The 24,013-nt window shown below is 72.7% G+C and carries 24 protein-coding genes and 1 tRNA gene; 12 read left to right on the top strand and 13 right to left on the bottom strand.

The genetic code is table 11. The features are described 5' to 3' along the window. Positions 1–111: 111 nt before the first annotated feature. Positions 112–1,041, bottom strand: a complete 930-nt coding sequence (locus DWB77_RS06650; RefSeq protein ID WP_246033437.1) for a M56 family metallopeptidase — start codon at positions 1,039–1,041, stop codon at positions 112–114. Positions 1,042–1,049: 8 nt separating this feature from the next. Further along, positions 1,050–1,445 carry a BlaI/MecI/CopY family transcriptional regulator gene (locus DWB77_RS06655; RefSeq protein WP_120720356.1) on the bottom strand — a complete coding sequence of 132 codons (396 nt, stop codon included), beginning with the start codon at positions 1,443–1,445 and terminating at the stop codon, positions 1,050–1,052. 125 nt (positions 1,446–1,570) lie between these two features. On the opposite strand from DWB77_RS06655, the gene DWB77_RS06660 reads away from it, so the two are divergent. Both DWB77_RS06660 and DWB77_RS06665 read left to right on the top strand, forming a co-directional pair. After that, a complete protein-coding gene (locus tag DWB77_RS06660; protein ID WP_246033438.1) occupies positions 1,571–2,245 on the top strand; it encodes a DedA family protein in 675 nt (224 codons plus the stop codon). 67 nt (positions 2,246–2,312) lie between these two features. Continuing rightward, on the top strand, positions 2,313–2,978 hold the full coding sequence (locus DWB77_RS06665; RefSeq protein ID WP_120727460.1) for a phosphatase PAP2 family protein: 666 nt from the start codon (positions 2,313–2,315) through the stop codon (positions 2,976–2,978). Positions 2,979–3,120: 142 nt separating this feature from the next. On the opposite strand, the gene DWB77_RS06670 is transcribed toward DWB77_RS06665, so the two are convergent. Continuing rightward, a complete protein-coding gene (locus DWB77_RS06670) occupies positions 3,121–4,356 on the bottom strand; it encodes a hypothetical protein (RefSeq protein WP_120720358.1) in 1,236 nt (411 codons plus the stop codon). 356 nt (positions 4,357–4,712) lie between these two features. Between DWB77_RS06670 and DWB77_RS06675 the strand changes: the two genes are divergently transcribed. The 3 genes from DWB77_RS06675 to DWB77_RS06685 all read left to right on the top strand — a co-directional run bounded on the left by DWB77_RS06675 (position 4,713) and on the right by DWB77_RS06685 (position 6,965). Next, positions 4,713–5,717 (top strand): SPFH domain-containing protein, encoded by a 1,005-nt coding sequence (locus DWB77_RS06675; RefSeq protein ID WP_120720359.1) that lies wholly within the window; start codon positions 4,713–4,715, stop codon positions 5,715–5,717. Continuing rightward, positions 5,714–6,613 carry a hypothetical protein gene (locus DWB77_RS06680; protein WP_120720360.1) on the top strand — a complete coding sequence of 300 codons (900 nt, stop codon included), beginning with the start codon at positions 5,714–5,716 and terminating at the stop codon, positions 6,611–6,613. Before DWB77_RS06675 ends, DWB77_RS06680 begins: the two co-directional genes overlap by 4 nt. A 97-nt stretch (positions 6,614–6,710) precedes the next feature. Continuing rightward, a complete protein-coding gene (locus DWB77_RS06685) occupies positions 6,711–6,965 on the top strand; it encodes a hypothetical protein (protein WP_120720361.1) in 255 nt (84 codons plus the stop codon). A gap of 44 nt (positions 6,966–7,009) precedes the next feature. Here DWB77_RS06685 and DWB77_RS06690 read toward each other — a convergent pair whose 3' ends face one another. Beyond that, complete coding sequence (locus tag DWB77_RS06690) at positions 7,010–7,834, bottom strand: SAM-dependent methyltransferase (RefSeq protein WP_120720362.1); 825 nt, start codon at positions 7,832–7,834, stop codon at positions 7,010–7,012. Between the two features lie 379 nt (positions 7,835–8,213). On the opposite strand from DWB77_RS06690, the gene DWB77_RS06695 reads away from it, so the two are divergent. Genes DWB77_RS06695 through DWB77_RS06705 form a run of 3 tightly spaced genes read left to right on the top strand, consistent with a single transcriptional unit; the run spans position 8,214 to position 11,802 of the window. Further along, positions 8,214–9,560, top strand: coding sequence for a discoidin domain-containing protein (locus DWB77_RS06695; protein WP_120720363.1), 1,347 nt, complete (start codon positions 8,214–8,216; stop codon positions 9,558–9,560). Next, the gene (locus tag DWB77_RS06700; protein ID WP_120720364.1) at positions 9,560–10,825 is read left to right on the top strand and encodes an MFS transporter; all 1,266 of its coding nucleotides are present in this window, start codon (positions 9,560–9,562) and stop codon (positions 10,823–10,825) included. Before DWB77_RS06695 ends, DWB77_RS06700 begins: the two co-directional genes overlap by 1 nt. Then, positions 10,822–11,802, top strand: a complete 981-nt coding sequence (locus tag DWB77_RS06705) for a TolB family protein (protein ID WP_120720365.1) — start codon at positions 10,822–10,824, stop codon at positions 11,800–11,802. Before DWB77_RS06700 ends, DWB77_RS06705 begins: the two co-directional genes overlap by 4 nt. Before the next feature lie 73 nt (positions 11,803–11,875). Here DWB77_RS06705 and DWB77_RS06710 read toward each other — a convergent pair whose 3' ends face one another. Then, on the bottom strand, positions 11,876–12,739 hold the full coding sequence (locus DWB77_RS06710) for an ABC transporter substrate-binding protein (RefSeq protein WP_120720366.1): 864 nt from the start codon (positions 12,737–12,739) through the stop codon (positions 11,876–11,878). Between the two features lie 388 nt (positions 12,740–13,127). Here DWB77_RS06710 and DWB77_RS06715 point away from each other — a divergent pair, with 388 nt between their 5' ends. Continuing rightward, on the top strand, positions 13,128–13,640 hold the full coding sequence (locus DWB77_RS06715; RefSeq protein WP_120720367.1) for a hypothetical protein: 513 nt from the start codon (positions 13,128–13,130) through the stop codon (positions 13,638–13,640). 109 nt (positions 13,641–13,749) lie between these two features. On the opposite strand, the gene DWB77_RS06720 is transcribed toward DWB77_RS06715, so the two are convergent. Then, a complete protein-coding gene (locus DWB77_RS06720) occupies positions 13,750–14,433 on the bottom strand; it encodes a chaplin (protein ID WP_120720368.1) in 684 nt (227 codons plus the stop codon). Between the two features lie 296 nt (positions 14,434–14,729). Between DWB77_RS06720 and DWB77_RS06725 the strand changes: the two genes are divergently transcribed. Beyond that, positions 14,730–15,530 carry a hypothetical protein gene (locus DWB77_RS06725; protein WP_162952460.1) on the top strand — a complete coding sequence of 267 codons (801 nt, stop codon included), beginning with the start codon at positions 14,730–14,732 and terminating at the stop codon, positions 15,528–15,530. 304 nt (positions 15,531–15,834) lie between these two features. Further along, positions 15,835–17,043 (top strand): IS110 family transposase, encoded by a 1,209-nt coding sequence (locus DWB77_RS06730; protein WP_120720370.1) that lies wholly within the window; start codon positions 15,835–15,837, stop codon positions 17,041–17,043. Positions 17,044–17,103: 60 nt separating this feature from the next. On the opposite strand, the gene DWB77_RS06735 is transcribed toward DWB77_RS06730, so the two are convergent. Further along, the gene (locus DWB77_RS06735; RefSeq protein WP_120720371.1) at positions 17,104–17,823 is read right to left on the bottom strand and encodes an MgtC/SapB family protein; all 720 of its coding nucleotides are present in this window, start codon (positions 17,821–17,823) and stop codon (positions 17,104–17,106) included. 252 nt (positions 17,824–18,075) lie between these two features. Further along, a tRNA-Pro gene (locus DWB77_RS06740) sits at positions 18,076–18,149 on the bottom strand. A 93-nt stretch (positions 18,150–18,242) separates the two neighbouring features. On the opposite strand from DWB77_RS06740, the gene DWB77_RS06745 reads away from it, so the two are divergent. Next, a complete protein-coding gene (locus DWB77_RS06745) occupies positions 18,243–18,728 on the top strand; it encodes a DUF309 domain-containing protein (protein WP_120720372.1) in 486 nt (161 codons plus the stop codon). A 42-nt stretch (positions 18,729–18,770) separates the two neighbouring features. Here the strand turns inward: DWB77_RS06745 and DWB77_RS06750 are convergent, their stop codons facing one another. The 5 genes from DWB77_RS06750 to DWB77_RS06770 form a co-directional block, all read right to left on the bottom strand. After that, positions 18,771–19,400, bottom strand: coding sequence for a LutC/YkgG family protein (locus DWB77_RS06750; protein WP_120720373.1), 630 nt, complete (start codon positions 19,398–19,400; stop codon positions 18,771–18,773). Beyond that, entirely contained in the window at positions 19,397–20,815 is a 1,419-nt protein-coding gene (locus tag DWB77_RS06755; RefSeq protein ID WP_120720374.1) for a LutB/LldF family L-lactate oxidation iron-sulfur protein, read from the bottom strand. Before DWB77_RS06755 ends, DWB77_RS06750 begins: the two co-directional genes overlap by 4 nt. Further along, complete coding sequence (locus DWB77_RS06760; RefSeq protein WP_120720375.1) at positions 20,812–21,567, bottom strand: (Fe-S)-binding protein; 756 nt, start codon at positions 21,565–21,567, stop codon at positions 20,812–20,814. The genes DWB77_RS06755 and DWB77_RS06760 overlap by 4 nt, the downstream gene beginning before the upstream one ends. Before the next feature lie 148 nt (positions 21,568–21,715). Then, the gene (locus tag DWB77_RS06765) at positions 21,716–22,945 is read right to left on the bottom strand and encodes a cytochrome P450 (protein ID WP_174248512.1); all 1,230 of its coding nucleotides are present in this window, start codon (positions 22,943–22,945) and stop codon (positions 21,716–21,718) included. Between the two features lie 110 nt (positions 22,946–23,055). Beyond that, positions 23,056–23,913: a class II fructose-bisphosphate aldolase gene (locus DWB77_RS06770; RefSeq protein ID WP_120720377.1), complete on the bottom strand. Its 858-nt coding sequence runs from the start codon at positions 23,911–23,913 to the stop codon at positions 23,056–23,058. Positions 23,914–24,013: the final 100 nt, after the last annotated feature.

Raw genomic sequence — 24,013 nt, forward strand, 5'->3', positions numbered from 1 at the left:
ACTCTCCGCGCCCTCGGCTTCACCCCGCAGCGTTACTGGGCCGTACGGGTCATACGGGTCACACTCCGCCGACGGCCATCACGGCTGCCCGATCGGCCCCGCTCACCGCACTCAGTGTGTGGTCTCGCCTTGGGCCGTCTCGATGCCGCCGTGAAGATCCGCCGCCGCGTCGATCGCCGTGGCGGCCGACGCGCACAGGCAGCCGAGCAGGAGGGCGGGTATGAGCCGGGCGCCGCGCGAGCGGGGCCGTCGCGCCGCGGGGTCGCGGTCGAGCAGGGCCGCGACCCTGCGCGGCACCGGTCCCGCCGCCGCGGCGAGCACCGCGCGGGGCCGTGCCGCGCCGGGCGCGACGGCGTGCGAGGCCAGCGCGGCCCGGCCGATGGCGCGCGCGGCCAGCGTGCGGTCGCCCACGGCGTCGGCGGCGGACTCGTCGGCGGACCGCTCCAGGGCGAAGGCGAGGGGCGCTCGGAGCGCGCGCAGCGCGGGGTGGCAGTGGGCCGCGAGTTCGGCTGCGGCGAGGAACAGGTGGTGGCGGCCCCGGAGATGGGCGCGCTCATGGGCGAACAGGGCCTCGCGCTCGTCGGGTCCGAGCGCGCGCAGCATCCCGGTGGTGACGACGATGCGCCCCGGACGTCCGGGCAGCGCGTAGGCGTCGGGGTCGGGGTCGCGCAGCACGGCGAGCTCACCGGCCCCGGGGCTCAACCGGCCGTGGGCGGTGCGCAGTTCGGCCAGTTGTCGGCGGGCGGAACGGAGCAGGGCCGTACCCGAAACGGCGACGACACCGGCGGCGAAGGCGGCGGCCGGGAACGCGAGCCACGTCGGAAGCGCGTCGAGAGGCGCCGCCAGGTGTTCGAGGGAGGCGAAGAAGGACAGCCGGAGCGCTCCGGCCAGGGCGATGAGGCCCAGCGCGGCTGTCGAGCAGGCGGCAAGCCCGATGGCGGCGGTGGCGAGCAGCCAGGCGGCGGCGCGGGGCGGCAGCGTCTCGGCCAGCCGGCGCGCCACGGGCACGGCGAGGAACGGCACGAGAAGGGGGACCCACACCGAGAAGATCATCGCCCGCCGCCCCCGGCCTCCCCCAGGAGGGAACGCAGCAGCTGCTCGTCCTCGTCGCTGAGCTGGGATACGAAACGGGCGAGGACCGTGGAGCGGTCCTCCTCCTTGGCCAGTTCGGTGTGCATGCGGCGGGCCGTGAGCCCCGGCGCGTCCTCGGTCGGGGTGTACGCGTACCCGCGCCCGACACGCCGACGCGTGACGGCGCCCTTGTCGTGCAGGCGGGTCAGGATGGTGGTCACCGTGGTGCGCGCCAGGCTTCCGCCGAGCTCGGCCTGGACCTCGCCGGGGGTGAGCGGAGCCTCGGCGGCCCAGAGCGCGGCGAGGACCCCGGCCTCCAGTTCGCCCGCGGGGCGTCGCGCGTCCCTGTGCCCGGCGCCTGGCGTGGCAGTCATGGAACACTCCTCCCGCTTCACTCGTCTACAGTGCTGTAGACCGTCCGCATCACCGTCATCAGTTGGGCCGTGCTCGCCCCCCGGGGACGAGCGGCCCGACCACCATTATGGGAGGGCCCACTGACATGGCTGTCGCAACCCTGTTCGCAGCCTCGGCCCCACAGGCCGTGAACGTCCTCGACGCCGGATCGCTGCTGTCCACGTTCGGGGCCCTGGGCATCGCCGTGGTGCTCTTCGCGGAGACGGGCCTGCTGGTCGGCTGCTTCCTCCCCGGCGACTCGCTGCTCTTCACCGCGGGCCTGCTGTGCGTGCCCGGCGGCAGCGGTCCGGTCTCGCTCTCGCTGCCGGAAGTACTCGTCTGTTCCGTGCTCGGCGCGCTGCTTGGGGCGCAGGTGGGCTACTGGATCGGGCGCCGCGGCGGTCGCGCCCTGCTGGCCCGCAGCACGTCCCGCAAGCTCCACGAGGGCGCGGACCGCGCCGAGGAGTTGCTCGCCAAGTACGGGCACGCGAAGGCGATCGTGCTGGCTCGCTTCGTGCCGATCGTCCGTACGGTGCTCAACCCGCTCGCGGGCGTCCTCGGCGTACCGGCCCGGGTCTTCGCCCTCTGGCAGGTCATCGGCGGCCTCGTGTGGACCTGCGCGTTGGTCCTCGCCGGCTACGGGCTCGGTTCGTCCGTACCGAACATCGACCGCTATCTGCTGCCGATCGTCGCCCTCGTCGTGGTCGTCTCGGTCACGCCGGTCGCCCTGGAGATCCTGCGCGCCCGCCGCTCGCGTACGGCATCCGAGGACGCCGGTTGATGCCCTTCCACACGAAGTGCGCGCGACGGCCCGGCTCCATCCGGCGGCAGCCCCCGGTGACCGCTCGATGACGCCGGCCCGACGCACCGGCACGGCGGCCGGCGTGCTGCTGGCCCTCTTCGTGCTGCTCACGGTGGTGGTCGCCGTGCGGCACGGGGCGCCGCTGCCCGGCGACCGGGCCCTGCACCGCTGGCCGCTCGATCACCGCCCACCGGTCGCGGTGGCCACCGCCCTGGCCGTGACGGCCACCGGCACGGGCCTCGTGCCCTACCTCCTGGCGATCGTCGCGGGTCTGATCGCGGGCCGCGACGGCAGAGAGCGCCGGGGCGCCGCGGCGGGGGCGCTCGCGGTACTCATCCTCGGACAGGCGGTGCGCTACGGCCTGATGGCGGCCGTAGCCCGCCCGCGCCCGGCCGCCTTCGACTGGGCGACCACGGCCTCGGGCCATTCCTTCCCGTCCGGGCACACCACCACGAGCGCGCTCACCGCGGGGCTGCTGGTCTGGGCGGTGCTGACCCGCTCCCGCATCTCGGCCGTCCGCTTCACCGTCGCCCTGGTGCTGCTCTGGGCGGCCGCGGTCGGCCTCTCCCGGGTCTACCTCGGGGTGCACTGGGCGAGCGACGTACTGGGCGGCTGGCTGTTCGCCGCGTTCTGGCTCTGCCTCGCCGCCCGGGTCGCGGAGCCGCTCGTACGGCGGCTGCGGGCGAAGCCGTCCACGGCACGCCACCCCTGACGCCCGCCTGAACTCCCGGGGTCCTTGGATGCCAGGGTGGAGCCGCCGATGCGTCAACTCCCTTGCTCTGTCGCGGCGTTGAAGGCATTGGGGCGTTGGCAGCGCTTCGCGGGGGTGGGGGTGTGGGTACGCGGTCGACCCCTCACGCCGCCTTGAAGAAGCCCTTCCAGCCGCCGGGCGGCGCCTGTCCCACTTGCAGCGACCGGAGCCTGTCGAGGACCTTGGGGTCCTGCACATCGAGCCAGTCCACGAACTGGCGGAACGACACCAGCCGCACGTCCGGCTTGCCGGCCATGACCTTCAGCGCCTCCTCGACGGCGTCCATGTAGATGCCGCCGTTCCACTCCTCGAAGTGGTTGCCGATGTAGAAGGGCGCCCGATTGGTCTCGTACGCGCGCTTGAAGCCGGCCAGGTACGAGGCGGCGGCCTGCGTCCGCCAGGTGGGATAGCGGTACGCCACGCCCTTGGTGCTGTTCTTGGACTGGTTGGCGAGGATGTTGTAGTCCATCGACAGGACCTCGAAGCCGTGCCCGGGGAACGGGATGCCCTGGAGGGGCAGGTCCCAGATGCCGTGTCGTTTCTCCGGCCACATCTGGCGGCCGCCGGGCGAGGAGGCGTCGTAACGCCAGCCGCGTTCCTTCGCGGCGGGCAGCAGGTTCTCCTGGCCGAGGAGGCACGGCGTACGGCCGCCGACGAGTTCCTTGTGGTAGTCGAACGGCAGCGGGTCCTCGTCCTTCCAACCGGTGTTGGTGCGCCATTCCGTCACGAAGGAGACCGCCTGGTCGATCTCGCTGTTCCACTGGCCGGGCGTCCAGCCGGCGACCGACCCCGAGCCGCCGCAGAAGTGGCCGTTGAAGTGGGTGCCGATCTCGTGGCCGTCCGACCAGGCCTGTCGGATGTACTTCAGCGTCTCCTTGACGTGCTTGTCGCTGAGGTAGCCGATGTCGGAGGCGCCGACGGGGTTGTTCGGGGGGCGGTAGAGGTTCTTCTTCGACTCGGGGAGCAGGTAGAGGCCGGAGAGGAAGAACGTCATCCCCGCGTTGTGGTTTCTGGCCAGTTCGAGGAAGCGCGGGAAGAGACCGTTGCCGACCTCGCCCGCGCCGTCCCAGGAGAAGATCACGAACTGCGGCGGGGTCTGGCCGGGTTCGAGCGGGACGGGCGCGTCCGGCTGGTTCGGCTGCTTGCCGGTGTCCGCCGTCGATCCGTCACCGATGAGCCTGGCCTGCGACTTTCCCGGCTTCGCGGGGCCCTGCCCCTGCCCCGGACGACTCGCGTCCGCCGGGCCCTGATCACCGGGTGCACCACATCCGGCGAGCCCCGCCGCGGCGACCGCCCCAAGTCCCGCGCCCAGCAATCCCCTTCGACTGATGTCTGGCATGCCTGCTCCCGTCGCTCATCCACGGACGTCAGATGTGTTGACCGGATAGTCGTGAATTAACCGATATCGCCCGAGATTGAGCCGCCCGCCACCCCGCAAGAGCCTCAGCGTCACCACGCGTGACCGCCGTTGACCTTTCCTTGGTCATCCGTTGACCCGGCGCCAGGGCGGGGCTCGAAGAGCGAGCGCACCTTCCCCCCGATGACCGACAGGCCTCGACCCCGACCCCGACCCCGACAGCCGAACCGACCTCAACTCGGGCCGGAGACGCCACCCTTCCCTTCTTTCACGTCATCTTGACGATAACCAGAAAGGACCACTATCGTCGTTCTGACGAAAAGGAAGGGGTCGTTCCCATGGCCGACATCTCCAGGCGCTTCGGCTGGCGCCATCTGCGCTCCGCGCCCACCTCGCACATCCGCCACCACAAGAACGGCCGCCCGGCCCACGACGGCGCCGGGCTCAGCTTCTGGTTCAAGCCGCTCAGCGCCGCGCTCTCCGAAGTGCCGGTCAACGACCGGGAACTGGCGATGGCCTTCCACGCCCGCACCGCCGACTTCCAGGACGTCACCGTGCAGGCGACCGTGACGTACCGGATCAGCGAGCCGGGCAGCGCCGCCGACCGGCTCGACTTCTCCATCGACCCGGACACCGGCGTCTGGCGCGGCGACCCCCTGGAACAGCTCTCGACCCTGCTCACCGAGACGGCACAGCAGCACGCCCTCGACGTCCTCGCGCGCACCGCGCTCTCCGACGCCCTCGCCGACGGCGTGGCCGCGGTACGGGAACGGATCGCGGCCGGGCTCGCGGCGGGGCACCGGCTGCCCGCTACCGGAATCGAGATCGTCGCGGTACGGGTCGTCGCGATCCGCCCCGAACCCGAGGTGGAGCGCGCGCTGCGGACCCCGGCGCGGGAGCGCATCCAGCAGGAGGCGGACCGGGCCACCTACGAGCGGCGGGCCGTGGCCGTCGAGCGCGAACGCGCCATCGCCGAGAACGAGCTCGCCAGCCGCATCGAACTGGCCCGCCGAGAGGAGCAGTTGGTGGAACAGCGCGGCACCAACACCCGTCGCGAGGCGGAGGAGGAAGCGGCGGCGGACGCGGTGCGCACCGAGGCCGAAGCCGCCCGCACGGTGCGTCTCGCGCGGGCCGAGGCGGAGGCGGCCCGCGCCTCGGGCGAGGCCAGGGCCGGGGCGCAGGCCGCCTGGCTCCAGGTGCACGGGGAGGCCGACCCGGCCACCCTGCACGCCCTGGCCGCGACCCGGCTGGCCGAGAACCTGCCGCGCGTCGAGAGCCTCACCCTCTCCCCCGACGTGCTCACCACGCTGCTCGCCCGGCTCGGCCGGGGAGAGCGGCCGTGAGTCTGGCCCCGCGCGCGGTGCTGGTCCATCGCGCCTCGGAATACGAGGAGTTGCTGGCCCGGCACGGCACCCACGGCCAGGCCGAGTTCTTCCTGTCCTCGCGCGGCCGGAGCCTGCGCGAGGTGGCCGAGCGGCACCACCGGGGGCTGCGGGCCGTCGCCGACGTGGCGGCGGCGATCCCTGCGCAGTGGCGCCAGGCCCGGGTCGAGCGGGCCGACCTCGACCGCTTTCTGTTCGCGCCGGAGGACGTCGTGGTGGTGGTCGGCCAGGACGGTCTGGTCGCCAACGCGGCCAAGTACCTGAACGGACAGCCGGTCGTCGGCATCGATCCGGAGCCGGGCCGCAACCCCGGTGTGCTGGTGCGCCACCGGCCGTCCGCCGCCCCGGCGCTCCTGTCGGGGGCCGCTTCGCGGCGCTGCGTGGTGGAGGAACTCACCATGGTGGAGGCCCGCACCGACGACCGTCAGCGGCTGCTCGCGCTCAACGAGATCTACCTCGGAGCGTCCGGCCACCAGACGGCGCGCTATCGCATCGGCCCCGACGACCCGGCCGCCACCACCGAGGCACAGGCCTCGTCCGGTGTGCTGGTCGGCACCGGCACCGGGGCCACCGGCTGGCTGCGTTCGCTGTGGCAGCAGCGGGCGCACGCCCCGGCGCTGCCGGGCCCGGTGGATGCCCGTCTGGTGTGGTTCGTACGCGAGGCATGGCCCTCCCCGGTGACCGGGACCTCGCTGGTCGAGGGGGAGTTGTCCGGTTCCCGGCGGCTGCGGATCACCGTCGAGTCCGACCGTCTGGTGGTCTTCGGGGACGGCATGGAGGGCGACGCACTGGACTTGACGTGGGGGCAGACGGTCACGGTCGGCGTCTCGGACACGTCACTGCGGCTGGTGGGTTGAGGCCGATCGGCCGCGCGTCAGCGGGCCGTGAGCCTCGATTGTCAGTGGCGTACGGCATCGTGAACGGTGAGCCCGTACTGTCGAGGGAAGGCCGCCGATGACCACCACCGTTGTGATGACGTCCCACGAACGCTCCGCCGCCCAGGCCTATCTGCGCCTGCTGAACACCGTGCGCGCGGCCCTCGACGCCCCGGCCGGCCGGCCAGGGTCCCCCGTCGCGCTGGAAGGCGTCATCGCCGAGGCCGACGAGGCCCTGGCGCGGGCGGGGCTCGCCGGCAACGAGGCCGCCCTGTTCGCGCTCGTCGGGGGCCTGACGGGTGGCGCGCCCGCGCCGGGGCGGCCCCGCCGGTGAACGGGGCGGCCCCGCCGGTGAGCGGGGCGGGGCCACCTCCCGGGTCAGCGCTTGAGGCCGACGCCGCCGTACATCGCGACCTCGTCGGGCAGCGTGTCGTCCGCCTCCGGGCGCCAGCGTGAGCACGACACGACGCCGGGCTCAAGCAGTTCGAGCCCGTCGAAGAACCCGGCCACCCGCTCCGGGGTGCGCTGGGTCAGCTTCGGGGTGCCGTGTTCGTTCCAGAACGCCACGGCGGCGTCCACGTCGGGCATGGCCGGGCTGGTGATGGTGTGCGAGAGCACCAGGTAACTGCCCGGGGCGAGTTCCTTCATCAGATCGCGCACGAGCCCGCGGGCCTCGGCCTCGTCGGGGATGAAGATGACGACGCCGAGCAGCATGAGGGCGACCGGCTTGCTCAGGTCGAGGGTCTTCGCCGCGTGCTCCAGGATGCTCGCGGTGTCCCGCAGATCGGCGTCGAGGTAGTCGGTGCGGCCCTCGGGGGTGCTGGTCAAAAGGGCGCGGGCGTGCGCGAGGACGAGGGGGTCGTTGTCGACGTAGACGATCTTGGCCTCGGGTGCGATGCGCTGGGCGACCTCGTGGGTGTTGTCGGCGGTGGGCAGTCCGGTGCCGACGTCGAGGAACTGGCGCACCCCGCGGTCGGCCACCAGATGGCGCACGGCCCGGCCGAGGAACAAGCGGTCGGCCAGGGCGTAGTCGCCGATGCCCGGGTGCAGCGAGCGGATCTGGTCCCCGACCTCCCGGTCGACGGGGTAGTTGTCCTTGCCGCCGAGCCAGTAGTTCCAGATCCGGGCGGTGTGCGGCTGCGCGGTGTTGATGCGGTCGCGCACGTGGTCGGGCGTCGACGAGGGTGCGGGGTTCTCGGTCACGGGTGGGTCTCCTGAGGTGCGGCGCTGCGTCAACGGCCAATTTAGATAATCGCGTTGCGAAGTGTCACAGGGAACGTGCCGTCGCGCACCAGGTATCTCGGTAAGCCCCGGTCCTCGGCGTGTCCGAGGCGGGCGCATCGCCATCTCCCTTTGCGGACAAGGCCGTTGAAAGACTGGTAGGAAACTTTCCTGTCCGCTACGCTCCCGGGCGGCGGCTCGGCGCGGTGCCCTGACTCCCCCGTGGGCATGACGCGCTCAGCGAGAGCTCTGACCCGGCCGTCGCGACGCCGCCCCCTGCCCTGCCCCGGCACGGGCGGGCGCGGCGCCTCGCGCAACGGTGTCCAGCTCTCGCCACCCCCCAAGGCAGGGAGTTCCAGGTATGCGCCTGAACGTCTCCGCTCCACCCTTCTCGACCCCGCGCCGCCCGGCCCCGGTCGTCGCGCTCACCGCCGTCCTCGTCCTCGTCGCGGGCCTCCTGCTCCTGTGGCCCGACCGGGCCGGGGCGGCGGCCGACCCGCTCATCTCCCGGGACCGGCCGACGACCGCCTCGTCCTCCGAAAGCTCCGCGCTCGGCCCGAGCAACGCCGTCGACGCCTCGGCCACCACCCGCTGGGCCAGCACCGAGGGCAAGGACCCGCAGTGGATCCAGGTCGACCTCGGCGCGAGCGCCGACGTCACCCGCGTCACGCTCAGCTGGGAGGCCGCGTACGCCAAGGCCTACCGCGTGGAGATATCCGCCGACGGCACCACCTGGACCCGCCTCGCGGGCGAGAGCGCCGGAAACGGCGGCACCGACGACTGGACCGGCCTGTCCGGCAAGGGCCGCTACGTGCGGGTGTACGGCACGGCCCGCGGGACCTCCTACGGCTACTCGCTGTACGACCTCTCGGTCTACGGCAGCCTCGGCGGCGGCACCCCGCCGTCCGGCACCTTCACCGTGGTCGCCGCCGGCGACATCGCGGCCCAGTGCACCGCCGCCGGCAGCTCCTGCGCCCACCCCAAGACCGCCGCGCTGGCCCAGAAGATCGACCCGCGGTTCTATCTGACGATGGGCGACAACCAGTACGACGACGCCCGCATCGCCGACTACCGCGCCTACTACGACAAGACGTGGGGCGCCTTCAAGGCGAAGACCCATCCGGTGCCCGGCAACCACGAGACCTACGACCCGGCGGGCAGCCTCTCCGGTTACAAGCAGTACTTCGGCGCGATCGCCTACCCGCAGGGCAAGAGCTACTACAGCTACGACGAGGGCAACTGGCACTTCATCGCCCTGGACTCCAACTCCTTCGACCAGTCGGCACAGATCGACTGGCTCAAGTCGGACCTGGCCCGCAACAGCAAGGGCTGCATCGCCGCCTACTGGCACCACCCGCTGTACTCCTCCGGCGGCCACGGCAACGACCCGGTCAGCAAGCCCGTCTGGAAGCTGCTGTACGGGGCGGGCGCCGACCTCGTCCTCAACGGCCACGACCACCACTACGAGCGCTTCGCGCCGCAGGACCCCGACGGCAAGGCGACCGCCAAGGGCATCGTCGAAATCGTCGGCGGCATGGGCGGCGCCGAGCCCTACCCCATCGAGCAGGTCCAGCCCAACAGCCAGAAGCGCATCAGCGGCGAGTACGGCGTGCTGAAGCTCGACCTCAACGCCACCGGATACACCTGGAGTTACGTCGGCACCGACGGCCAGGTCAAGGACTCCGCACCGAACTACACCTGCCACTGATGTACCTGGCGACCACCGGTCGCCGGGACGCGCCGCCCCCGTCCGCCACCGGCGGGCCCGGGCGGCGCGTCCCCGCCACCGTCCTCGCGCTCGGCACGGTCAGCCTGGTCACCGACGTCTCGTCGGAGATGGTCACGGCCGTCCTGCCGCTCTACCTCGTCGTGGGCCTCGGCCTGTCCCCCCTCCAATTCGGCTTCCTGGACGGCCTGTTCAACGGCGCGGCCGCCGTCGTAAGGCTCCTCGGCGGTCATGCCGCCGACCGGGGCGGGCGGCACAAACGCGTCGCCGGCCTCGGCTACGCCCTCTCCGCCTGCTCCCGCCTCGGCCTGCTCCTCGCGGGCGGCGCGACCGGCCAGATCGCCGCCGCGCTCGCCGTGGACCGGGTGGGCAAGGGCATCCGCACCGCGCCCCGCGACGCCCTCATCACCCTGAGCAGCCCGCCCCATCTACTCGGCCGCTCCTTCGGCGTGCACCGCGCCATGGACACCACGGGCGCGCTGCTCGGCCCGCTCGCCGCGTTCGCCCTGCTGTGGGTGACGGCCGACGCCTACGACGCGGTGTTCGTGGTCAGCTTCTGCACCGGACTGCTCGGCGTCCTCCTGCTCGTCCTGTACGTGCCACCCCAGGAAGCAGCCGCCAAACCGTCAACTCGGCGCGCCAACAACCCCTTTGGTGCCCTGCGCAGCGCGGCCTTCCGACGCATCCTGTGCGCCGCGGCGCTCCTGGGCGCGGCGACCGTCGGAGACTCGTTCGTCTACCTCCTGCTGCAACGCGGGCTCGCCATCCCGGTCGGCTGGTTCCCGCTGCTTCCGCTCGGCTCGGCGGCGGCGTACCTCCTGCTCGCGATCCCGGCCGGCCGCCTCGCGGACCGTGTCGGGCGACGGTTGCCGTTCCTGTACGGCCATGTGGCGCTGCTCGGGGTGTACGGGCTGCTGCTCGTCCCGGCCGAAGGCCCCGCCCTCGCCCTCGTGCTGCCGGTGCTGATCCTCCTCGGGGTCTTCTACGCGGCGACCGACGGCGTCCTCATGGCGCTCGCCGCGCCCACCCTGCCGGACGGCGGCCGGGCCGGCGGGCTCGCCCTGCTCCAGACCGGCCAGGCCCTGACCCGGCTCCTCGGCACGGCCGGCTTCGGCGCGGCCTGGACGGTGTGGGGGCCCAGCCGGGCGCTGTGGGTGGCGGCCGCGGCGCTGATCGTGTCCCTCGCGGGCGGCTGGGCGCTGTTGCCGGGCAGCTCGGCCCCCGACCCGGAAAGGTCCACCGCATGAACCCCCGCACCCAACTCGCCGTCCTGGTCACCACCATCCTGCTGCTCGCCGGTGGCTCGCTCGGCTACGTACTGCACTCCACCCATCGCAAGCCTCAACTGGCCGCCGGCGACGGCTCGTTCACCCTGGAGGGCCCCGGCCTGTACTTCCGGGACACGGCCACCGGCCGCATCGCCCACCAGCCGCTCGGCACCCCTCGGGGTGCGCGGGCCGGCGGGGGTCCCGCGTGCGAACGGTTCTACGCCGCCGGGGACACCGCCGTGTGTCTGCGCAGGGAGCCCGGGGTGCCGCCGCGCGCGTACGCCATCGTGCTCGACCGGCACCTTCGTGAGGTGCGCCGGGTGGCCGTGCCCGGCATCCCCAACCGGGCCCGGGTCTCCGCCTCGGGGCGGATGCTCTCCTGGACGGTGTTCGCGGTCGGCGACTCGTACGCCACCAGCGCCTTCTCGACCCGCACCGCCATTTTGGACCTGCGCAGCGGCTATCTCATCAAGTCGATGGAGGAGATCCCGCTGACCCTCGCGGGGGCCCGCTATCACGCGCCCGACGTCAACTACTGGGGCGTGACGTTCGCGCGAGACGACAACCTGTTCTACGCGACGGTCTCCACGAAGGGCCACACCTATCTCGTCCGGGGCAACATGGCCGACTGGTCGGCGACGGCCCTGAGGGAGAACGCCGAATGCCCCTCCCTTTCGCCCGACAACACCCGTATCGCCTTCAAGAAGAAGGTCTCGGACGACACCGCCGCACCCTGGCGGCTGTACGTCCTGGACCTCGCGACCATGCGCGAGCACCCGCTGGCCGAGCGGGGCAGCGTCGACGACCAGGCGGCCTGGCTCGATGACCGCACGGTGGCCTATGCGTTGCCCGGGCGGGCGGGACGGGCGAGCGACACCTGGGCCGTACCGGCCGACGGAAGCGGCGCCCCCCGGCTGCTCGCCGAGGGCGCCTCCTCACCGGTCTCGCTCGGCTGAGCCGTGGGTCCGGGCATGGCGGGATGCCCCCGGGCGCGCCGCGGGTCCGCCGCTCAGGCTCGGCCCGCCGCCCTCACGCCTCTTCCAGCGCGCCCGCGACCGCGTCGAAGAACGCGGCGTGGGAACGGGCGCCGCACGGGGCTTCGGGGTTCCAGTCCAGGACGCGGGCGCCACCTTCCAGGGCGCGCCACGCGGGGTCGCGGCGCAGGCTGTCCCGGGGTGCGGCGTTGGACCTGATGTCCGCGAGGACGATGTCGGGCCGCAGCGCGGCCGCCGTCTCCCAGGGCGCGGTCAGCCAGTTGACACCGGGCCCCTCCCCCGGCTCGATCAGATCGACTCCGTGCTCCGCGAGGGCGCGCAGCTCGGGCCAGGCGCCCGGGCGGGCCAGGTGCACCTGGTCCGGCCCTGCCGGGGAGAGCGCGAGGACGCGCGGCCCGGGCGCCCGGGCCGCGATCGCGCGCAGCCGCTCCTGTGCCGCGAGGAGAGCGGAGCCATCCGCCTCCGGCGCCCCCAACGACCGTGCCAGGTCGGCGAATCGCTCCCGTATGTGCGCGAGGGTGCGGGCTCCGCCCACCTCCAGGACGACCACCGCGACCCGCTCCTCCAGGTGTTTGGCCGTCTCCGCGTCGAGCCCGTACACCTGGCCCCCGCCGTAGCCGACGGCGACCACGAGGTCCGGCCCCGGGGAGAGCAGCGCCTCCACGTCGAGGGCGTCACCGGCCCCGAGGTAGGCGACCTCGGCCAGGGGCAGCGCACCGGCCTTGGCCGCATCGGGCCGCGCCCCGTCGTGGAAGGACCCGAACACCGCCACCGGGCGTATCCCGAGCTCCTCCAGCGTCGCCCCGGCCTGTATGTAGGCCACCACACGGGCCGGTGGCACCGGCGCCGTCACCGTCTGTCCGCGGTCGTCCGAGAATCGCCAGGCAGTCTGCTCCATGACGTCATCCGCCCCCAATGCGGTCGCGTTGCCGACTCGTCACAGCCGTGTCCCCGCTTGCCTGCCCAACGCTCGGGCCCATCACGCCAGTTCCCGACTCCTCACGCCAACTGCCGCTCCCTGGACGCCTCGACGGCCCACGGGTCCGGGGCGCGGGGGCCGCGCCGGGGTACGCCGCAGTGGGGAGTACGCCGTTTTCGGCGCGGTCCGCTCCTGGGGCGGAGTGCCGCCCGGCGCCACCGCGGCCGTCCCGCATCGGCCCCCGCTGTCCTGCGCGGACGTGTCCTCGCTCGGGCCGACGGACGAGGGCGCGGGGCACCGGCGGTTTCGAGCCGTACCGCGCGGAGGGGGGCGACGGCGGGCCGGGGCGCTTCTAGTCTGCGGGGCCATGAACACGACACGCCTCGCAGGTCTCGGCCTCGCCGCGGTCCTGTCATGCACCGGCGCCCTGCTGTTCTGTGTGGGCACCCCCGCGAACGCCGACACCGCCGATCTCACCTTCGCCACGGAGACGGCCGCGGTCACCCCCGGCTCCGCCGTGGAGTTGACGATGACGCTCACCAACACCCAGTCGACCGAGATCAGATTCGTCTACCAGTCGATCCGGCCGACCTGGGAGACCGAACGGCAGACGGACCTCACGTACGCGCTGGTCTCCTGTGAAGCGGGCGGCGCCGCCTGCGCGGACACCACCAGGCTCGGCCTCGACTACACGCTTCCGCTGGCACCCGGCGCGAGCCGCACGGTGACCCTCACGTACCGCATCGCCCCGGAATCGGCGTGCGGGCGGACCCTGGGCTTCTCCTCGTACCTCTACTACGAGTACGGCAGCGGTCTGTTCTCGACGAGCGACACCTACGCGTCACCGGACATCCGCGTCGACTGCACGGCCGCGCACTGAGCCGACCCTCACTGGGGCCGAACCGCGCAGAGCCGACCCGCGCTGAGCCGACCCGGGGCATGACCGTGGCCCCGGTATCGCCACCGGGGCCACGCTGTTCGGTGTTCGGCTAGCGCGTGGCGCCGCGGAACCTCCGGTAGAGGATTCCGCCGCCCAGGAGCAGCGCTGCGGACGCCGGGATCGCCAGGCCGAGGCCGTCGGCGCCGGTGTGGGCGAGCGCGGCCCCCCGAGGTGCGGCGGCCACCGGGTGCGCCGGAGCCGGGGCGGGCGGCGCGGGCGGGGCCACGACCGGGGTCGGCGGGGCGGGGTGGTGACGGACCGGCGGCGGGGCGGACTGGTTGGTCGCGGTGTTGCCGATGGCCGGGTTCAGCACGCCGACGACGCCGATCGAGTTCCCCGAGATGTTGACGGGCAGGTCGACGGGGAGTTCGAGGCCGTTGCCCGCGAGCAGCCCGGGCGATCCCTTCTCGGCGCCCACGGCGTGGGCGCCGCCCCCGTTGGCCGCGCGCGGGGCGCCATGCGGGGTGCCCGCCCTGCCCGCGTGGGCGGCGCGCGAGGCGTTGGCGCAGGTGTTGCCGGCGCTGGGATTGAGCAGCCCGAGCACGTCCACGGTGTTCCCGCACGCGCTGACGGGGATGTGGACGGGAAGCTGTACGGCGTTGCCCGCCAGCACGCCCGGGGAGGAATCCGCACTTCCGGCGGCGTTCGAGTCCGCGTAGGCGTAGCCGGTCGCGGCCAGTACACCGCCCGTGGCCACCGCCGTGACCAGGCCCTTCATGGCGACCCGTCTCATTGGTTTCCTGCCTTCCGGAGTTCGTCACGGGCGACACGCCCGCACCGCCATCAACGCCAGGAACCCCGAATGGGTTATGCCTAATACGCCTTTCACCCCATCGAGTGGCCTGATTATCGATTCACACCACAGAAGCGATTATTGCCGCGTATCAACCGGTATCGCGCCGCACGACAAGGCGCCGCACACCCGGGCGAACGGGGCGGGGGCGGCGCTCGATCCGCGCGGAGGCCGTGGCAAGATCGTGCGGTGGTCGGCGGGGAGTCCCTGGCCAGACGGGTCTGGGGGGGGCGAGGGTGCGCGGGGACACAGAGGCCCGGGAGCGGTCGGGCGGGCCGGAGCCGGCCGTCGTGCCCGTCCGGCGGTTCGTTGCCGTGCCGCAGACCCGGACGTCCGGCGGAGCCGAACACGGACTCGGCCGGTTCGTACGTTTCCTCGGGCGCAATCTGCTGCGTGAGTTCCGGGTCGTGATCGTCCAGCCGGCCCGCACGCTGGTGCGGCGCGGTCTGTCGGGCGTCGCCCTCGCGATCTTCGCCTCGGTGGCGGTGCTCACCCTGCACGCGGTGGACCAGTCGCCCACCGGCGCGGCGCTCATACGGCTCACCTCGCACGTCCGCGGCGACATCCCCCTTCCGCTGGTGCTGCTCCGTACCCCGCTGTCGCTGTTCGTCCCGGCCCGCGACATGGCCGCGCTGCCGGGCATCCCGGTGCTGTTCCTGGGGGTCGCGCTGGCCCAGCTGGTGCTCGGCCGGACCCGGACGGTCCTCGTCGCCTACGCCGTCTCGCTGGCGGGCACCCTCAGCGCTCGCGTCATGATCGAACTGGGGCCCCGGTGGTGGGGGCTTCCCCCGGACGCGGCCCAGGTCATCGACACCGGGGCGTCCGCCGCTGTGGTCGGCCTCTTCGCCCATGTCGCCACGGTCAAGCGGGCCCCCGTCCTGTTCTTCTTCGCGGTCACGCCGACCGTGCTGCGCTCCCTCCACAAGCCGAACCTGGCGGGCCGCGAGCATCTCGTCGCGATCACGGTCGCCGTACTCCTCGGCCTGCTCGCCACCCGCCGGGATCCCGCCCTGCGCGAGGCGGAACGCCCGGCCTGAGGGGCGCCGGACGCCCGGCCGAGCAGGGCCGCCCGCCCCCCCCCCGTTATCTTCTTCGCGGTCCTGCAAGAGGGCCGCTGGCCTCCGGGCCCGGCATGACTGTTGCCCCCTGTCGAACGGATGACCTGGGGGGTGGTGTCACCGGGCCCGGGAGGTGCCGTCGGAGACGCTGATGAGAGGTCCGGCCACCACCCGGTCCGGCGCAATGCCGGACAGCTCGCGGGCGGCAGGTCTGCATAACGTGGATGCGCGCGTACGACACCACTGCCAAGGCCGGCACGTTCAACTCTGCTGGAAGGGCACGATGTTCGACACCGAAGACGTAGGCGTGTTCCTCGGCCTGGACGTCGGCAAGACCGCTCATCACGGCCATGGGCTCACCCCGGCCGGGAAGAAGGTCTTCGACAAGCCGATGCCCAACAGCGAGCCGAAACTGCGGGCCGTCTTCGACAAGCTGACCGCGAAGTTCGGCACCGTCCTGGTGATCGTGGACCAGCCCGCCTCCATCGGAGCCCTCCCGCTGACCGTGGCCCGGGACGCGGGCTGCAAGGTCGCCTACCTGCCCGGACTCGCGATGCGCCGCATCGCCGACCTCTACCCGGGCGAGGCCAAGACCGACGCGAAGGACGCCGCGGTGATCGCGGACGCCGCCCGCACCATGCCGCACACGCTGCGCTCTCTGGAGCTGACCGACGAGATCACCGCCGAACTCACCGTCCTGACCGGCTTCGACCAGGACCTCGCCGCCGAGGCAACCCGCACCTCCAACCGGATACGCGGCCTGCTCACCCAGTTCCACCCCTCGCTGGAACGCGTCCTCGGCCCCCGCCTGGACCACCCCGCCGTCACCTGGCTGCTGGAACGCTACGGCTCCCCGGCCGCCCTGCGGAAAGCCGGCCGCCGCAGACTCGTCGAACTCATCCGGCCCAAGGCCCCGCGCATGGCTACCCGGCTGGTCGACGACGTCTTCGACGCCCTGGACGAACAGACCGTGGTCGTTCCCGGCACCGGCACCCTCGACACGGTCGTGCCCTCCCTGGCCCGATCGCTCGCGGCGGTCCACGAACAACGCCGGGCCCTGGAAGCCCAGATCAAAGCCCTGCTGGAGGACCACCCTCTTTCCAAGGTCCTGACCTCGATGCCAGGGGTCGCGGTCAGGACCGCCGCAGTTCTGCTGGTCACCGTCGGCGACGGCACCAGCTTCCCCACCGCCGCCCACCTGGCCTCCTACGCCGGCCTCGCCCCGACAACGAAGTCCTCGGGGACCTCGATCCACGGCGAACACGCACCACGAGGCGGAAACCGGCAGCTCAAACGCGCAATGTTCCTGTCCGCGTTCGCAGCCCTGCACGATCCCGCCTCCCGCACCTACTACGACAAATGCCGGGCCCGGGGAAAGACCCACACCCAGGCCCTGCTCCGCCTCGCCCGCCACCGCATCAGCGTCCTGTTCGCCATGCTCCGCGACGGCACCTTCTACGAACCACGCGTCCCTGAAGCAGCCGTCGCATGACCAGCTCAGGCTTGACGAAGGACATAGAGGCACCCCCCCCCCCCCCGGGGAGAGGCGCGGTCACTCGTCCTCGTTGCCGCCCCGGGTACATGCCACCACGCCCGCGACATCGACGAACCGGGCCGTGAGCAGGGCCGGGTCGGCGCGGCCGACCGCCGAGATGAGGACCTCCGCGGTCTCCCCGACCCCGCCCGTACCGAGCATCTGGAGCCCGACCACGGTGAACCCGCCGCGCTCGCACTGCTTCATCAGCTCTTGCAGCAGCCCCGGGCGCTGCTCGTAGGCGATCCGGAAGGTGGACGCCACCGCGCGCATCGCGGGCAGCCTGTGGACGAGCGGGCGTACCAGATACGCGGCGAGGAAGTACGCGGCGGTCGCCAGGACCGCGAGGAGCGGGAGCCCGGCCGCCGCCGCGGCGCCGACGGCTGCCGTCAGCCAGATCGTCGCCGCCGTGGTGAGCCCCTGGACGGACCCACGGTGCACGAAGATGACCCCCGCGCCGATGAAGCCCACGCCCGACACGATCTGCGCCGCGACGCGCGACGGGTCGAGCTCGATGGTCCCGGCGTGCAGGACGTCACCGAACCCGTACTTGCTGACCAGCGTGAACAGCGCGGCACCGACGCCGACCGTGGTGTACGTGCGCAGCCCGGCCGCTTTCTGGCGGATCTCCCGCTCCAGGCCGATCGCCGCGGAGAGCAGGAACGCCAGACCGAACTCGCCCACCTGGAGCCAGCCCTGCCCGCTCGGCTCCAGCCCCCCGGCCGCCACCAGCACCATCGGGTGCCCCTTCCCACTCGGACCGCGCCCCGCACACGACCAGGCTCTCCCTACCCATACAGCCACATTCCATGACGCGCCGCCCGGCCGGAGACGGCGTGAGGACGCGTGACCGGGGGCGGGAGGGGTTCCGTGGGGTGCTCGCGCGGGCGCAACGGGCGCCGTCGGGGCGGGATTTGGGGCCGCGCGGACATGACGAAAGGCCGCAGCGGATTGAATCCGATGCGGCCTTCGACCTGCGACTCCTTCGAGTCGGGACGACAGGATTTGAACCTGCGACCCCTTGACCCCCAGTCAAGTGCGCTACCAAGCTGCGCCACGTCCCGATGCCCGTCTGACCTGGGGTTTCCCCCGGCCGTTCGTGCATGAGAACCATACCGCACTCCGGCACCGCGACAGGAACGGGGGAGAATCGGGGCATGGAGAGTTCCGCACGCCGCGATCGTGATGCCGAGGGGCGGGCCCGCAACGCCCGCCCGAGGGACGGGCTCGGGCGGCCGTTGCCCTACGGCGCCGACGGGGTGGCCCGTCAGCCGGAGGGGGTGCGCAGGACGCCCGAGCAGTCGCTGCGGGAGGCGCAGCGCCTGTTGGACGCGGGGATGCCGTTCCACGCGCACGAGGTGTTCGAGGACGCGTGGAAGTCCGGGCCCGCCCAGGAGGAGCCGCTGTGGCGGGGGTTGGCGCAGCTCGCGGTCGGTCTCACCCATGCCGCACGCGGCAACGCCAGGGGCGGCGCCTCGCTCCTGGAGCGGGGCACGGGTTCGCTCGCCCGGTACGCGGCCGAGGAGGGCGTACCGACGTACGGAATCGACCTGGACGGCCTAGCGCGGTGGGCACGGGCCCTCGCGGACCGGCTGCCGGACCCGGTGGACGCGGCGACGCAGGCGCCCCGGCTCACGCGCTGAGCCCGTCGCGCGACCCCGTTCGCGCCGCCGGTCCTCCCCCGCTCACTCGCCGACCAGCACCACTTCCAGGGTGCGGGGACCGTGGACGCCCTCCACGCGGTCGAGTTCGATGTCGCTGGTGGCGGACGGGCCCGAGATCCAGGTGAGCGGGCGGCGGGGATCGAGGCGAAGCATCGCCTGCGGGACGGACGCGACGAGCTGGTGCGGGATCCGTACGACACAGATGTGGTGGTCCGGCACGAGGGTGATGCGGCGCCGGCCCTGATCGGGGCCCGCGTCCAGGACGAGGGTGCCGGTCTCCGCGATGGCGAGCGCGCAGCCGGTGACCACGCTGTCCACGGCGTCGAGTTCGGCCGCGGTGGCGTCCGGGGTGTCCTCCACACGGACGCACGTGGTGTGCGCCAGCCACTCGGGCGGCAGGCCTGCCGGCGCCAGCACGCTCGCCGACCCGCGTGCGCCGAGGAGGCGGCCGATCAGCGGGCCCACCCCGGCCGGGTCCGTGCGGTGGACGAGGGCGCGGTAGTCGGCGAGGTTCTCGTGCAGCAGGTCGAGGAGGGCCGCCGGGTCGTCGGGGGTGTGGCTCGTCAGGTAGTCGCGGGCGGCGGGGGGAGCCTCGGGGGCGCCGTCCACCGCGGCCCGGACGCGGGCCAGGATGCGGTCGCGTGCGCTCATGTGCGGTTCTTCCTCCACCAGTCGCGGAAGGGTTCTTCGGGGAGTTCCGGCAGATCGCGGCTCTCGGTCCAGGCCCCCGCGCCCGGTGGGCGCTTGGGGTGCAGCGCGCGGGTCCTGAGCGCCGCCCGCTCCCCCGCCGCCATGACCGCGGGGTGGTCCATGACCCAACTGGCCGCCTTCATCGCCGCCTTCTCCAGTCGGTGCCCCGGGCCGCCCTGCTCGGCGACCTTCTCACGGAGGTGGACCAGGACCTCCGGGATGTCGATCGCGACGGGGCACACCTCGTAGCAGGCCCCGCACAGTGAGGAGGCGTACGGCAGCGACGCGTCGATCTCGCTGGTGGTGCCCCGGAGTTGGGGGGTGAGGATGGCGCCGATGGGGCCGGGGTAGACCGAGCCGTAGGCGTGCCCGCCGGCCCGTTCGTACACCGGGCACACATTGAGGCAGGCCGAGCAGCGGATGCAGCGCAGTGCCTGGCGGCCGATGTCGTCGGCGAGGGCGTCGGTGCGGCCGTTGTCGAGCAGCACCAGATGGAAGGTCCGCGGCCCGTCGCCGTCGGTGGTGCCGGTCCACATGCTGGTGTACGGGTTCATGCGCTCGGCGGTCGAGGAGCGCGGCAGGGTCTGGAGGAACACCTCCAGGTCCTGCCAGGTGGGGACCACCTTCTCGATGCCGACGACCGAGATAAGGGTCTCGGGCAGCGTCAGGCACATGCGGCCGTTGCCCTCGGATTCGAAGACGACCAGGGTTCCCGTCTCGGCGACCATGAAGTTGGCGCCGGAGATGGCGACCTTGGCCCGCAGGAACTTCTCGCGCAGGTGCAGCCGGGCGGCCTCCGCGAGGTCGGCGGGCTCCTCGGTGAGGCCGTCCGGGGCGGGCCTGCCCCAACTGGCCATCTTTTCCCGGAAGATGTCCCTGATCTCGCCCCGGTTGCGGTGGATGGCCGGGACCAGGATGTGCGAGGGCCGGTCGTCGCCGAGCTGGACGATGAGTTCGGCGAGGTCGGTCTCGTAGGCGTGGATGCCTTCGGCGGCGAGCGCCTCGTTGAGGCCGATCTCCTGGGTGGCCATCGACTTGACCTTGACCACCTCGCTCTCCCCGGTGGCTTTGACGAGCTCCCCGACGATGCGGTTGGCCTCGTCCGCGTCGGCCGCCCAGTGCACGATGCCGCCGGCGGCGGTGACCGACTCCTCCAACTGCACCAGATAGCGGTCGAGATGGCGCAGGGTGTGGTCCTTGATGCGCCGGCCCGCCTCGCGCAGCTCCTGCCAGTCGGCGAGCTCGGCGACCGCCGTGGCCCGCTTGTCGCGGATGGTGTGCGTGGCGTGCCGCAGATTGCCGCGCAGCGTTTCGTCGCGTACGGCGTCGCGGGCGGCCTTGGGGAACGCGGGCATGCCGACGAAGGTGCCGCTCATACGTGGGGCTCCGCTTTCGTGCTGAGGAGGATCTCGGCGATGTGGAGGGCCCGCATCGGGGCGTCCTGGCGGTGGAGGATGCCACCGAGGTGCATGAGGCAGGAGTTGTCGGCGCCGCACAGCACCTCGGCTCCGGTGGCGGCGGCGTCGCGCACCTTGTCGGCGCCCATGGCCGTGGAGACGTCCGGGTTCTTGACGGCGAAGGTGCCGCCGAAGCCGCAGCACTCCTCGGCGCCGGGCAGTTCGCGCAGATCGAGGCCCTCGACGGCCTGGAGGAGCCGGCGCGGCCGGTCGCCCAGGCCCAGCAGGCGCAGGCCGTGGCAGGAGGGGTGGTAGGTGACGGTGTGCGGGAAGTACGCGCCGACGTCGGTCACCCCCAGCACGTCGACGAGGAACTCGGTCAGCTCGTACACGCGGGGCGCCAGCGAGGTCGCGATCGCGCCGAGGCCCGCGTCCCGGCCTTCGGCGGCGGCCCGGCGGGCCATGCGGGGGTAGGCGTCCCGGACCATCGCGGCGCAGGAGCCGGAGGGGGTGACGATGTGGTCGTAGCCCTCGAAGACCCGTCCCATCCGGCGCACCAGGACTTCGGTCTCATGGCGGTAGCCGGTGTTGAACTGGGGCTGCCCGCAACACGTCTGCCCGGCCGGGAAGTCGACCTCGACCCCCAGCCGTTCGAGCAGCTTGACCGTCGCGACACCGGTGGCCGGGTACACCGCGTCATTGACGCAGGTGACGAAGAGTGCGACTCGCATGGTCGGAGGATATGTCGCGCGAGGCGTCCACGACAGGACCGCGATCGACGGAGATTGCTCCGCAATCGGGACAAGAGGGCAGCGACGGGATGGCCAGACATCGGACAACTGGCGTACCAGCAAAGCTTATTGAGGGGGAACCGATGTCTCACCACACCAGCGGGAGTTCCTCCGGCGAGCGGTGGATCATCGTGGGGCGCATGACGACGGGTCTCTCCTCGGCGAGGCGCACCCCCGGCAGGCGGCTCGTCAGCAGCTCCAGGGTGATCCGGAGCTGTTCGCGGGCCAGGGTCGAGCCGGGACAGCCGTGCACGCCGTATCCGAAGGCGAGGTGGCGCGCGGGCGGGCGGGTGATGTCGAAGACGTCGGGGCGTTCATGGCGGCTCGGGTCGCGATTGGCGGACCCGTAGGCGACGAACACCACGGCGCCGGTGGGGAGTTCGGTGCCGGACAGCACGACCGGGCGGGTGGTGATGCGGCGAAATCCCTGGATCGGGCTGTCGTAGCGGGCGGCCTCCTCGACGGCGCCGGGAATCAACTCCGGCTTCTCGCAGAGCAGTTCCCACTGGGTGGGGTGGTGCATCAGGTGCAGCAGTGTCGTGCCGATCAGCGCGCTCGTGGTGAGGTGCCCGGCGAGCAGGAAGTTCTGTAGGTGGGCGACCATCTCGTGGCGCTCGTCCAGGGTGAGTTCGACCATCGGCGACTCGCCGCCCGGCGCCAGTGCGCCGATCAGGGCGCTGCACAGGTCGTCCTGGGGGCGGGCATGGCGTTCGCGTACGTAGGTGTCGAGCAGGTGCTGCATGGCTACGACGTCGCGGGCGGCGGCGAGTTGGTCCGCCTCGGGCATCGGGCGGAACAGGAGCTGTTCGGCGCGGTGGCCGCCGTGCACGGCCAGCGGCACGTCCGCCGGGTCGAGGCCGATGAGGCGGCCGATCACCTGGCCGGGCAGTTGAAGGGCGAACTCCGCCATCAGATCGGCCGAGCCGCGCTCGACGAAGGCGTCGATCAGCGCGGTCGCGCGCTCCGCCACGTACGGCACGATCGCGGCGACGCGCGCGGGTGAGAGGCCGTGCACGATCGGGGCGCGCAGCCGCTGGTGCATGGCACCGTCGGAGGTGACCACGACGGGACGGCCGCCGAACCCCCGGCCCATCTCGGCGAGCACGGTGGGCCCGGGCAGGACGTCGGGGCGCAGCGCGTTGGCGGAGGAGAACGCCTCGGGGCGGCGCAGGACTTCGCGCACGTCCGCGTCGCGGGCCACCAGCCAGGCGTCGAGCTCGGGCACGAAGGTCAGGCCCTCGGCGCGCCGGGCCCGCGCATAGTGCGGATAGGGGTCGCGCTGGAGCGCGTCGAGCCGAGCGTGCTCATGCCTGTCCACAGGCCCATCGTCTATGACGTCCGGCCACATCGGAAGAGCGCCGGACGGGCGGAACGTGGCGCTTTCGCCACCGGGGCCCCGACGGGGCTCCGATGGCGGCCGCGGGCGCCTCAGACGGCCCGGTCGAGCACTCCGATGAGGCGGGTGACGGTCTCGGCCATCGCCTGACGGCCGACCGTCAGATAGGTCCGGGCGTCGACCGCCTCGGGGTGGGCGGCGAGATAGGCGCGGATGGCGTCGGTCATGGCGATGTTCAGCGCGGTGCCGATGTTGACCTTGGCGATGCCGCCGGCCACCGCGGCCGACAGCGCCTCGTCCGGGACGCCGGAGGAGCCGTGCAGGACGAGCGGCACGCGCAGGGCGTCGTCGAGCCGGGCGAGGAGGGCGTGGTCCAGCTCGGCGGTGCGCGAGGTCATGGCGTGGGTGCTGCCGATGGCGACGGCGAGCGCGTCGACGCCGGACTCGGCGACGAACTGCCGCGCCTGGCCGGGGTCGGTGCGCGCGCCGGGCGCGTGGGCGTCCAGCGGAGGCTTGCCGTCCTTGCCGCCGACCTCCCCCAACTCGGCCTCGATCCACAGCCCTTGGGTGTGCGCCCAATCGGCGGCGGCGCGGGTCGCGGCCAGGTTCTCCTCGTACGGCAGGTGGGCGGCGTCGTACATGGCGGAGCTGAAGCCGGCGTCGGCGGCCTGGCGCAGCAGTTCGTCCTGTTTGACGTGGTCGAGGTGGAGCGCGACCGGGACGCCGGCGGCCTCGGCGGCGGCCGCGGCGGCGCGGGCGAGCGGCAGGACCCGGCCGTAGCGGAACTTGACCACGTTCTCGCTGACCTGGAGGACGACCGGGGACTTGGCGGCCTCGGCGCCGGCGATCACGGCCTCGGCGTGTTCCAGCGTGATGATGTTGAAGGCCGCGACGGCGCGCCGCTTGACCGCGGCCTCGGCGACGAGCGTCCCGGTTCTGGCGAGTGGCATCAGTGCTTCCCCTTCACCTGTGTCACGTAGTGCGGTGTCGCGCGGTGCGGTGTCGCGCGGTGCGGTGCCGCGCGGTGCGGTGCCGCGCGGTGCGGTGCCG

The sequence above is a fragment of the Streptomyces hundungensis genome, from assembly GCF_003627815.1.
Taxonomy (GTDB): domain Bacteria; phylum Actinomycetota; class Actinomycetes; order Streptomycetales; family Streptomycetaceae; genus Streptomyces; species Streptomyces hundungensis_A.